Annotated in this window: 8 protein-coding genes; all 8 read left to right on the top strand. The window is 58.4% G+C overall.

The window, feature by feature from the left end; translation table 11 throughout:
• Positions 1 to 56 precede the first annotated feature (56 nt).
• The 8 genes from E5J99_RS01935 (at position 57) to E5J99_RS01900 (ending at position 12,286) form a co-directional block, all read left to right on the top strand.
• Positions 57 to 1,046 (top strand): DNA-directed RNA polymerase subunit alpha, encoded by a 990-nt coding sequence (locus tag E5J99_RS01935; RefSeq protein WP_135496029.1) that lies wholly within the window; start codon positions 57 to 59, stop codon positions 1,044 to 1,046.
• 201 nt (positions 1,047 to 1,247) lie between these two features.
• The gene (rplQ, locus tag E5J99_RS01930) at positions 1,248 to 1,823 is read left to right on the top strand and encodes a 50S ribosomal protein L17 (protein WP_135496028.1); all 576 of its coding nucleotides are present in this window, start codon (positions 1,248 to 1,250) and stop codon (positions 1,821 to 1,823) included.
• Between the two features lie 603 nt (positions 1,824 to 2,426).
• Positions 2,427 to 4,793, top strand: coding sequence for an outer membrane beta-barrel protein (locus E5J99_RS01925; RefSeq protein WP_135496027.1), 2,367 nt, complete (start codon positions 2,427 to 2,429; stop codon positions 4,791 to 4,793).
• An 18-nt stretch (positions 4,794 to 4,811) separates the two neighbouring features.
• Positions 4,812 to 5,918, top strand: coding sequence for a sensor histidine kinase (locus tag E5J99_RS01920; protein WP_135496026.1), 1,107 nt, complete (start codon positions 4,812 to 4,814; stop codon positions 5,916 to 5,918).
• Complete coding sequence (locus E5J99_RS01915; protein WP_135496025.1) at positions 5,915 to 6,718, top strand: LytR/AlgR family response regulator transcription factor; 804 nt, start codon at positions 5,915 to 5,917, stop codon at positions 6,716 to 6,718. Before E5J99_RS01920 ends, E5J99_RS01915 begins: the two co-directional genes overlap by 4 nt.
• A gap of 108 nt (positions 6,719 to 6,826) precedes the next feature.
• Positions 6,827 to 8,098 (top strand): phosphopyruvate hydratase, encoded by a 1,272-nt coding sequence (gene eno, locus E5J99_RS01910; protein WP_135496024.1) that lies wholly within the window; start codon positions 6,827 to 6,829, stop codon positions 8,096 to 8,098.
• Between the two features lie 86 nt (positions 8,099 to 8,184).
• Positions 8,185 to 8,499, top strand: coding sequence for an FtsB family cell division protein (locus tag E5J99_RS01905; protein ID WP_135496023.1), 315 nt, complete (start codon positions 8,185 to 8,187; stop codon positions 8,497 to 8,499).
• A 133-nt stretch (positions 8,500 to 8,632) separates the two neighbouring features.
• Positions 8,633 to 12,286, top strand: a complete 3,654-nt coding sequence (locus tag E5J99_RS01900; protein WP_135496022.1) for a CARDB domain-containing protein — start codon at positions 8,633 to 8,635, stop codon at positions 12,284 to 12,286.
• Positions 12,287 to 12,308: the final 22 nt, after the last annotated feature.

Here is a 12,308-nt window from a genome sequence, read left to right as displayed (position 1 = left end):
CTTTTGGTCGGGTTCTTACTTCGTTTTTTCCTTGTTGTATTTTTAAAGCCCCACTTATGTCAATCTTAGCTTTTCAAATGCCGGAGAAAGTAGTGATGGAGAAATCCGACGACTTTTACGGAACATTTGAATTCAAACCGCTGGAGAAAGGCTACGGCGTCACGATCGGCAACGCATTGCGCCGCATCCTGCTGTCGTCGCTGGAGGGCTACGCCATTACGTCGGTCCGCACTTCCAGTGTGTTGCACGAGTTCATGACAATTGAAGGTGTGATTGAGGATATGTCCGAAATCATCCTGAACCTTAAGCAGGTTCGCTTCAAGAAGGTGAGCGACGCCATCGAAGATAAGGTCACGGTCCGGATCAAGGGCCAGGACACGTTTACAGCTGGTGATATCAACAAATTCACGACTGGCTTTGAAGTGCTCAACACAGATATGATTATCTGTCACGTAGATCCTTCGATAGAGTTAGAGTTTGAATTCACGATTCAGAAAGGCCGCGGCTACGTGCCGGCCGAGGAGAATCGTCCGGCCGACCAGGTGTTTGGGCAAATTGCCATTGATGCTATTTTCACGCCCATCAAAAACGTGAAGTACAGCATCGAGAACACTCGCGTAGAGCAAAAAACCGACTACGAGAAGCTCCTCATCGAGATTCAGACCGACGGTTCGATTCATCCGGAGGAGGCATTGAAAGGTGCCGCCAACATTCTGATTCAACACTTCATGTTGTTCTCGGATAATACGATGACCTTCGAAACGGCTAAGGCTGAAGAAGAGGAAACCGTAGACGAGGAGACGCTGCACATGCGTAAAGTTCTGAAGACGCCGCTGGCGGACATGGACCTGAGCGTACGGGCTTACAACTGCCTCAAGGCGGCTGACATTAAGACGTTGGGCGAATTGGTGCAGCTCGACATGAGTGACATGATGAAGTTCCGCAACTTCGGTAAGAAGTCGCTGACTGAACTTGAGAACCTCGTAGAGGAAAAGGGTCTGACCTTCGGGATGGACCTGGGCAAGTACCGCCTCGACGAAGACTAGCATACCCCAATAGGCTGATTGCCGCTACGCTGACTTATCTTCAGCCTGCAGCAGTCAGCCTGTTTTTTTTGATTCTTCACCCCACATTCACCAGTGTGCCCGAGGAGTGACGGTTCTAATGAGGTAGCTGCCTAGAGCATCGCTGCCCGCCGTGGTCGTCACGCGCAAGCACACACATTCATGCTGTAACAGCACACTACAATGAGACACGGTAAAAAAATCAACCACCTTGGCCGGACCGCTTCGCACCGTAACGCGATGCTGTCGAACATGGCTTCGTCGCTGATCATGCACAAGCGCTTGACCACGACGGTTGCCAAAGCCAAAGCCCTGCGCAAGTTCGTAGAGCCCCTGCTGACCAAGTCGAAGAGCGACACGACGCACTCGCGTCGGACGGTTTTCGCTACGCTGCAGAACAAAGAGTCAATTAAGGAGCTGTACGACGCGGTTGCAGGTAAAATTGCTACCCGTCCCGGCGGCTACACGCGCATCATCAAACTGAGCGACAACCGCCTGGGTGACAACGCTGAGATTTGCATCATCGAGCTGGTAGACTACAACGAGACGTTGTTGGAAGCCAAATCGGCTGGCGAAGCGAAGACGACTACTCGTCGTTCGCGCGGCAAAAAGAAGGCTGATGTAGCTGCTCCTGCCGCTGGCGGCGAAGCAGTAGCACCGGCTGCCGCAGTAGCTACCGAGGCTCCTGAAGCTACTTCGACCGAGACGCTGAAAGAAGGCGAAACCCGCGACGAGAAAAGCGAGGAAGCTGCTTCGTAGTTCGAACGCTTAGCATAGAGAAAAGGGACGTACCAATTGGTACGTCCCTTTTTTGTTTTACGGCAGCTTTGTGTGCCTGTGCAGAAGTACCCACATCCATAAAGCGGAGGCTTGATCTGACCTTCAATTAAACACGCTTACTGCTGCGTGATTACTTAGAGTGTGTTTGAGTTATTAAGAACGGTCATGCTGAACTTGCCTAAGCATCTCTACCACTCCGTCGAGTGGTTCCTACGAAGCGGTAGAGATGCTTTGACTTCGCGGATGCCAGATAAAGCACGACGTTCTTTTGACTTGCTAAACAGCTTCATTGCTGTTGCGGGGATTCAAACAATATTCGGCAAACAATTTAAATTGTTTGCCGAATATTGTTTGAATCCCCGCAAGCATTCTGGGACAGTCGGGTGGGAGGTGCGGGGCTGGAAGAACTGGCATCCCACGGCATAAGTAACGGATTGGCGGATTGCTTGAGATAGCACTGGGTCTGTCCGGAGATGGATTTGCTCAGTTCGCGGGATTTCTTGCGGACTTCATCGGAACGAACCTGGGAATGGAGCAGGAGAAGGCGTGTTTTGGCCATCTTCTCGCGATAACCCCAGTGCTATGAAAGCCCTTTTCACCAGTTTCCTTTTTCTGCTGACCTGCGGCGCGACCCTGGCCCAGCAACGTTTTAGTGTAAGTGGCCGCTTGCTCGATACTTGGCAGCAGCCGGTGCCATTTGCCACGGTAGCCTTGCTGGCTCCCGATTCGAGCGTGGTGGCCGCTACCCAAAGTACTGCTGCCGGCACCTACAAGCTGGGGAACGTGGTGGCGGGGCGCTACCGGGTGCGGACCTTGGCTATGGGCTACACCCAAGGCCGGAGTGGAGAGCTGGTGGTAGCAAAGGATGTGGTAGTGCCCGATCTGGTGTTGGTAGCGGCGGCGCAGGCGTTGCGGGAAGTGCAGGTGGTGGGCCGGAAGCCGCTGCTGGAAATGCAGGCGGGCAAGATGATTGTGAACGTGGCAGGCAGCCTGACGGCCGGCTCGACGGCGCTGGAGGCCTTGCAGAAAGTGCCGGGGCTGGTGGTGATGAATGACCGGCTTAGCCTGGCTGGCCGCGAAGGGCTGATTATTTTGCTCGATGACCGCACCACCCAGTACACGGACGTCGTGAGTGTGCTACGGGATTTTCCGAGCAGCAACATTGAGCGCATTGAGGTGTCGACGCAGCCGGATGCCAGTCGGGACGCGGCTGGCAGCGCAGGGATTATCAACATTATCCTGAAGAAGAATACTGCGGTGGGTACTAATGGCAGCCTCACGCTGGGGGCCGCCTACGGGAGGTTTGGTAAGGGGAATGCAGGCCTCGATCTGGCGCACCGTGCGCAGCGTCTGAGCTTGTTTGGCGGATATAGCCACGCGCTGCGCAAGACGTATGACCAGCTTAACACCGAGCGGCAGGCCGCCGAACCCGAGGCCCGCTACGCTCAGCAGAGCTACCAGCCCCGGACCACCAACGGGCACACGTTCCGGACTGGGGCCGACTATAGCCTGACTCGGCGGCAAACCGTGGGAGTGCTGCTGACGGGCTATACCAACCGCACGGCCGTGGCGGGCCAGAGCACTACCATTGCCGGGAACGGCAGTGCGGCAACGACGGACAATGCTACCCGCCGGCTGACCGACTCATACGCGGCTAACCTGAACTACAAGCTGAAGTTCGACACGCTGGGCCGGGAGCTGACCGCCGACGCCAACTACTCGCGCTACCAGTACACGGTGGGCAGCGACATTCTGAATACGATTCGGAGCAACCAGGGCCTGACGCTGCGGCAGCCGCTGCGCAACACCCAGCAGACGCTCATTGGGCTGCGCACGGCCCGGCTAGATTATGCCTGGCCCCTGCGCCAGGGCTTGCTGCTGAGCCTGGGCACGAAAACCAGCCAAGCCGATATCGAGAGTGCGCTGCAGCTCACGGCCACCGGCACGGGCGGCCCGACGCGGGACGATGATTTTCGGTATACGGAGCAGGTAAGTGCCGGCTACGGGCAACTCGAAGGCAGCGGCAAGCGCTGGAACTGGCAGGCGGGCCTGCGGGCCGAACAAACCCGCAGCACGGCCACGGCCCGCACCACCGACAGCACTGTAGCCCGAAGCTACACTCAGCTGTTTCCGACCCTGAGCATTGACCGGGTGCTGCTGAAGGCGGTATCCCTCAACGCAGCCTACAGCCGCCGCATCGACCGGCCCAGCTACCAGGATCTGAATCCGAGCATCGTGTACCTGGACCCTTATACGTCGCAACGCGGCAATACCCTGCTGAAGCCCCAGTTTACGAACAGCTACAAACTGGGCCTGCTTTACAATAAACAGCCCTTTTTGCTGCTCAACTACAGCCGGACCCACGATGCTATTAGCCTGGTAACAGCCACGGAAGACAGCGCCGTGTACTCGACTTCAGCCAACCTGGACCAGCTGGACCGGTACAGCGTTACGCTGAATCTGCCCGTGAACCTGGGCAAAATGCTGACGGGCTACGCTGGGGTAAACGTGTTTTATAACCAGTACCTGAGCCAATACTTGGGCAGCACCTACCGCAATGGTCGCACTTCGGCTACCTTCTACGGGCAGATGAACGTGAAGCTGCCGCTGCACCTGACGGCTGAAGCCTCGGGCTACTTCCAAACCAGTGGCCTGAATGGGCTGATTAGCTTCCGCTCGTTCGGGGCGCTGAATCTGGGGGTTCAGAAGACGCTGCTGCAGGAACGGGCCACACTGCGGTTGGGAATGAACGACGTGCTATTTACGGCTAAGCAGCGCGGCACGGTGCGCTACCAGGAGCTGGACGTGCGCTTTCTGAGCTACGGCGAGTCGCAGCAGGTGCAGATGAGCTTCAGCTACAAGCTTGGCAACCAGCAGCTCAAGGCCCTGCGCAAGCGGACCACGGGTCTGGAAGAGGAGCGGGGACGCGTGAAATTGGATAAAGAATAGCACCTTCAGGCTGTGAATATGTCCTGCCACTCTGCTCCATCACGCCACCCAAGGCGTTCCGACTGGCTCACCGCCGCTGGCTACTGGGTGGTTGTTACCATTGTACTGCTACCCGACTACATAGCAAACCATGACCTGTCGTTGGGCCTGCGCGGTATGGCCTACACGGTGCTGCTCGATTCGGCTACGGTGTACCTGTTGGTATTTCATCTGTTGCCCGCCTTGCAGATGCCCCAGACCCGCCGCCGGGCGCTGCTGCTGCTGCCGTTGTTTCTGCTGCTGAGCAGCGTGCTCTACTCGACGGGCTACGCGGTGGCTTTCAACGAAACCCAGGAGCTTAGTTGGGCTGCTTTAACCCCGGCCCGGTTGGCGGCTGGCGTGTGGCGCCACGCGCTGAGCTACGGCGTGCTGGCCGTGGTGCTGACGGGCAAGCGCTACTTCGAGATACAGCAGCGGCTGGTGCTGGCCCAGCAAGCCCAGACGGAAAGTGAGCTGCGTACCCTCAAGGCCCAGATCGATCCGCATTTTCTGTTCAACAACCTCAACGTGCTGCGCGGCCTCATTCAGCAGGACCCGGCCGTGGCCAATGAGTACCTGAACCGCTTTGCCAACCTCTACCGGTTCCTCATCCGCCACAAAGACGACGACTTCGTGACGCTGGAAGAGGAGTTGCAATTCGTGGATGAGTACATCTACCTGCTGCGCCACCGCTTCGGCGGGGCCTATGCTTTTCGGCAGGAGCGGCTCGCCGCCCCCGACCTTACGGGCTTGCTGGTGGTGCCGGGGACGCTGCAACTGCTGGTCGAAAACGCTATTAAGCACAATGTCGGCGATGAGGAGCAGCCGCTGCTGATTACCATTCGATTCACCGAGTCGGAGCTGGTGGTGGAGCATGCGCTACGCCCCAAGCTTACACCCGTCGACTCGACCGGGACCGGCCTGGCCAACCTGCGTGACCGGTACCGGCTGCTGTTTGGGAAGGCCATCATCGTGGAAAATACCGGGGCCGAGTTTCGGGTGCGGATACCGGTGCTGCGCCAGGCCCCGCGCCCGGCGGCACTGTCCACCACGCCCAGGGCCCACCCACAGCCCCAGCCCGCCACCCTGCTACCCGCGCGTCGATGACAATCCTGATTCTCGAAGACGAAGAAATTGCAGCCCGCCAGACTATTCAGTTTCTGAAACAGGCCGGCCTCCTCAACGAAGCGCCGCCGGTGGTGCGCAGCGTGGAAAAGGCCTTGCACTGGCTCCAGACTCACCCCATGCCCGACCTGCTGTTTTCGGACATTGAGCTACTCGACGGTAACGTTTTCTCGCTGTATGAGCGGTTTCGGGTGACGTGTCCCATTATTTTTACGACGGCCTACGACCAGTTTCTGCTGGCCGCTTTCCGGGGCAACGGCATTGCCTACCTGCTCAAGCCCTTCGACTACGCCCAGTTCCGGCAGGCGCTCGACAAGTATCAGTTCCTGCGCAGCAGCTTTGCCGCGCCCACCGCCTTGCCCGCACCAGAGGCCCCGCGGGCGGAGCTAAGCCCCGAGATACTGCGCGAGCTGAGCCAGGCGCTGCGCCACAATGCCCAGCCCACGTACAAGCAGCGCTTCTCGGTGCGCATGCGCAATGGCCTCTACGTGTTGCAAGTGGACGAAGTGGCCTACGTGCAGGCTGACGAAGGCATTACGTTTGCCGTGGATGGGGCCGGGGTGCGCTACCCGCTGGGCGGCACGCTCACGGAGCTGGAGCGCCAGCTCGACCCCGCCCGCTTTGGCCGCCTCAACCGCTCGGAGCTGGTCAGTATTGCGCATGTGGAGAAAGTGGAGCCGTATTTCAACGGGCGGCTGGCGGTGAGGCTGCGCGGCAGCAACACCACGCTTATTACCAGCGCGGCCCAAACGCCGGAGTTCCGGAAGTGGCTGGAAGGGTAGGCGCGTCCGTAGTGAATTCCTTACCTTTCGGCCCCGCAACCGGCCCTGCAGGCATGGGGCGGCGTTTTCCTTCTCCGGTTTCCATTCTTCACTCTTATTCCTTTCAACATGAGCATTATCTCAGCCATTCATGCCCGGCAGATTTTTGATTCGCGCGGTAACCCAACGGTCGAAGTAGATGTAACGACCGAGTCTGGCGTCGTGGGCCGGGCGGCCGTGCCATCGGGAGCCAGCACGGGCAAGCACGAGGCCGTAGAGCTGCGCGACGACGATAAGTCGAAGTACATGGGCAAGGGCGTGCTGAAGGCTGTAGAGAATGTAAACAGCCAGATTGCCGAAGAACTGATCGGCTTTTCAGTATTCGAGCAGGGGTTGCTCGACAAGATTATGCTGGAAATAGACGGTACGCCCAATAAGGCGAATCTGGGGGCCAATGCTATTCTGGGGGCTTCGCTGGCCATTGCCCGCGCGGCTGCGCAGGAGGCGGGCATGCCGCTCTACCGCTACGTGGGCGGCGTGGGCGCTACCACCCTGCCCGTACCGATGATGAACATCCTCAACGGCGGCTCGCACGCCGACAACAGCATCGATTTCCAGGAGTTCATGATTATGCCCGTGGGCGCCTCGTCGTTCTCGGAGGCGCTGCGCTGGGGAACGGAGATTTTCCACCACCTCAAGGAAGTGCTCAAAAAGCAGGGCTTCAGCACCAACGTGGGCGATGAGGGCGGCTTTGCGCCGAATATAAAATCCAACGAGGACGCCATTAAGATTGTCATTCAGGCCATCGAAAAGGCCGGCTACAAGCCCGGCGATGATGTCATGATTGCCATGGACGCGGCAGCTTCGGAGTTTTATTCCGATGGGCACTACCACTTCAAGAAAAGCACCGGCGACAAGCTGACGTCGGCCGAAATGGTAAGCTACTGGACCGACTGGACCAAGAAGTACCCCATCATCAGCATCGAGGATGGCATGGACGAGGACGACTGGACCGGCTGGAAAAACCTCACCGACAGCATCGGCAGCACCACCCAGCTGGTGGGCGACGATTTGTTCGTGACCAATGTGCAGCGGTTGCAGCGCGGTATCGACGAGAAGATTGCCAACTCGATTCTGATCAAAGTGAACCAGATCGGCACGCTCACCGAAACCATCGATGCCGTGAACCTGGGCCGCCGCAACGGCTACAAGAGCATCATGAGCCACCGCTCGGGCGAAACCGAGGACAACACCATTGCCGACCTGGCCGTGGCCCTGAACACCGGCCAGATCAAAACCGGCTCGGCTTCGCGCTCCGACCGGATGGCTAAGTACAACCAATTGTTGCGCATCGAGGAAGAGCTGGGTGAAATTGCGTATTTCCCCGGCCGCAAGATGTAGCGCTTGGATAATTCCACGGCTTTTAGTGAAATTTAAAGGGTCCGGTCTGTACACAGACCGGACCCTTTGTTTTATCTTTGAGGGCTATGCAGTTACTCCAGTTATTTCAACGGGTGCCCCGTTTTTTGCGCAGCTTTTATTTCCTGGCGGGCGTGGGCTTTCTGGTCTGGATGCTGGTATTCGACTCGAATGATCTGGTGAAGCAATACGACATGTATGCCAAGTGGCGCGAGCTGCAGGGCGAGAAGGAATATTACCTGAACAATATTGAGCTAGTGAAAAAAGACCGGGCCGAGCTACTGAGCAGCCCCGAGCTCCTGGAGAAATTCGCCCGGGAGAAGTACATCATGAAACGCCCCGGCGAAGACGTATTTATTCTGGTGCCCCACCCAGCGGAGTAGCGCCAGCTTTGGCACTTGCTGGGCGCGCACCTGCCTGCATCCCACCTTGTATTTCCCGTTCACAACAATCTGGCTGACTGCCGGGCTGCTGGCGCTGCCAGCGCATTTTAGCTTATTTTCTTACCCACCGTGTATGACACAACACTACGCTTACAACACCCGCCACTCCACTGCCGGCTACAGTTGGCGGACCTTAGTAGCGGCGCTTCTGGTACTGCTGACCGGGCCCGCCATAGCCCAGACCTATACCATGCCCACCACGGGCACTACGGCCATTACCACCTGTAGCGGCACGCTCTACGACAACGGTGGGGCCACGGGTACCTACTCCGGTAACGCCAACGGGGTCGTCACCATCTCGCCTGCAACGGCTGGCAACAAGGTGCGTCTGCAGTTCAGCACCTTCTCGGTGGGCTACTACGACCGGCTGACGATTTATGACGGCTCGTCTATTTCTGCTCCGGTTATCGGCACCTACTTCGACTACCAGAGCCCCGGCACCGTGTATGCCACCAACAGCACCGGCACGCTGACGGTGCGCTTCGCCACCGACTACTACACCAGCGGCTACAGTGGCTTCGCGACCGATATTGCCTGCGTAACCACTGTGCCGCAGTCAGATCTGGCGATTCAGGGCGCTTCCGTAACGCCCGTAGCAGCGGTGCCAGGCAGCAGCCTGACGCTTTACAGCTCCATCTACAACCTATCGGGTACCACAGCCACCAGCAGCAACATTGGCTACTACCTGTCGGCGAATGCTACTCTGGACGCGGCCGACGTATTGCTGGGTAACTCGACGGGCGGTAGCCTATCGGTGGGAGCCTATTCGAGCCGCAATAGCTACCTGCAGCTGCCTGCCACCACTACGCCCGGTGCCTATTACGTGCTGTTTGTGGCCGACTACCAGAATGTGGTGAGCGAGAGCAACGAGCAAAACAACATCGCAAGCGTGTATCTGAACGTGGTGCCGCCCACCGTGGATTTAATAATTCAGCAGCCCTCGGTGAACCCCACCAGTACGGCTCCCGGCAATATGCTGGCGCTTGCCTGCTCCATCACGAACCAAGGCAATGCCACGGCCACCTATAGCAGCGTTGGGTTTTACCTTTCCAGCAATACCACGCTGGACGCCAGCGACCAGTTGCTTGCTTCCGCTTACGGCGGCGTGCTGGGCGCAAATTACCCTTCGTACCGTAGTGCAAGCACCAACGTGCCATCGGGTACGGCACCGGGTACTTACTACATCCTGTTTGCGGCCGACTACCAAAACGTGGTGGGCGAGAGCAACGAGCAAAACAACGTGGCCGCCGTCGCCCTCACGGTGGCCGCTCCCTCCGTCGATCTGATTGTGTCGCAGGCCAGCCTGGGCTACTACACGCTGTCGGCCGGTACGGCTGTCAGCGCCAGCGCGTATCTCTATAACCAAGGCAATAGCACGGCTGCCTCCAGCAACCTCGGCTATTACTTCTCCTCCGATGCTACCCTGTCGGCCAACGATGTACTGCTCGGTAGCAGCACCGGCGGCGCGCTGACAGCCGGCTACGGCAACTATCCCGGCGCGACGCTCACCATTCCGGCTACGGCTACGCCCGGCACCTACTATATCTTGTTTGCGGCCGATTATCAGAATCAGGTACCCGAGTCGAATGAGCAGAACAACGTGCGCAGCGTGACCATTACGGTGGTGGCCCCCAGCATCGACCTGGTCATTCAGTCGGCTTACCTGAACTCGACAACGACCACTGCCGGCACCACGATTACCGGCAATCATTATGTGGTGAACCAAGGAAATACGGTGGCCCCCAGCTCCAGCGCCGGCTATTACCTTTCGACCAACACGTTGCTGAGTGCCGATGACGTTTTGTTATCGGCTACAACGGGTGGCCCATTGAGCAGCGGTGGGTACTCCACCCGCTATCCTTCCCTGACGATTCCGAGTGGTACGGCGGCCGGCACGTACTACGTACTGTTCGTGGCCGACCATCAGAACCAGGTTACGGAAACCAACGAGCTCAATAACGTTGCTTTTGCGAGTCTGACGGTGGTAGCTCCCGGCATCGATCTGGCGGTGATTCAGCCCGGCCTGGCCCGTATATCGGCGGCGGCGGGTGCCAGCCTGAACATGGGCGCGACCGTCATTAACCAAGGCAATAGCTACTCCGCCATCAGCACCCTGGGCTTTTATCTGTCGACGGATAATGCGCTGAGTGCGAATGACGTCTTGTTGGGCTCCGCAACTGGTCCTGCTCTCTACGCCAATGGCTACGCCTACCTTTCCGCTACTCCCGTTATTCCGGCTACTACGACGGCCGGTGCTTACTACGTGTTGTTTGTGGCCGACTATCAGAGCCAGGTGAATGAGACGAATGAGCTTAATAACGTGGCTTCTAACGTTCTGACCATAACCGCGCCGTTCAGTGGAGTGGTGGTGCCTGCCAGCGGTAGCGCTACCGTCACGACGTGCAGCACGACCGTAACCGACCACGGCGGCGACGATTATTACAGCAACAATGCCAATGGCTCGCTGACCATCAACCCCGCTACTACCGGCAGCAAGATCCGCTTGTCGTTCAGCTTTTTCTCGGTAGAGTCTTGCTGCGACGGGCTGACGATTTATGACGGTCCGACGACCAGCTCGCCGGTCATCGGGTATTACACCTACAACCCCGGCATCATCACGGCTCAGGGTAGCTCGGGCGCTTTAACCTTGCTCTTCACCAGTGATGGTAGCATTACCAACCCAGGCTTCCAGGCTTCCGTGTCGTGCGTTGCTACTACAGCCCTGCCTGTCGATCTGGACGTGCAAACGCCAACGCAGTCGTCGAGTTCGGTAACTGCTGGCGGTACCCTCGGACTGGGCGCCACGATACGCAACCGCGGTACCGGCGACGCCAGCAGCAGCCAGCTGGGCTACTACTTGTCGCTGAACACCACGCTCGATAGCAATGACCTGTTGCTGGGCAGCAGCAGCGGCGGCGTATTGGCCGCTGGCCTGAGTGCCTCGCGCGCCGGCGTGTTCAGCATTCCAACCGGTGTCGTGCCGGGTTCCTACTACATTGTATACGCCGCTGACCCCTTCGGAACGGTAGTCGAAAGCAACGAGACCAACAATACGGTAGCCCAGTCGGTGACAGTGGTGGCGGCGCTGCCCGATCTGGTAGTGTCGCAGCCTTCCGTAAATCCGACGGCCGTCCAAGCGGGTAACACGGTAGCCGCTTCCTGCCTGCTGACTAACTCGGGTACGGCGGCGGCGGGCCAGAGCACCGTTGCTTTCTATCTGTCGGCCGATGCCGTACTGAGCAGCGCTGACGTGCTGCTGGCTACTGTGGCTGCGGCTACAATGCCAGCAGGGGCTGGTAACACCCGCGCCACTTCTTTTGCCATTCCGGCTACCACTACGCCCGGCAACTACTACGTGCTGTATGTAGCCGATTACCAGGGTGCGGTAACCGAATCGAATGAGCAAAACAACGTCATCAGCCGCGCCCTGACGGTAACGCTGACTACTGGGTTGAAAGAGCAGCTGAACGGTTTCACGCTCAGTGTGTATCCTAACCCCGTAACGGCCGGCGCTTTCTCCGTGCAACTGGACGGGCCCAGCACCGGAAAAGTAGCCGAGCTTACGCTCTACAACAGCATTGGCCAGCAAGTGAGCCGGCAGCAGCAGACGCTGACGGCTGGGCGAACCCCGACCCGCTTTGCTACCGATGGCCTGAATAGCGGCGTCTACACGTTGCGCATCACGGGCGAGAACCTGAATGTAACCCGGCGCGTCGTTATCGACTAGCGCCTGCGGTAAGTAACATGGC

It is taken from the genome of Hymenobacter elongatus, from assembly GCF_004745955.1.
In the GTDB taxonomy this organism is placed as follows: Bacteria; Bacteroidota; Bacteroidia; order Cytophagales; family Hymenobacteraceae; genus Hymenobacter; species Hymenobacter elongatus.
This window is presented reverse-complemented; position numbering and strand designations above follow the sequence as displayed.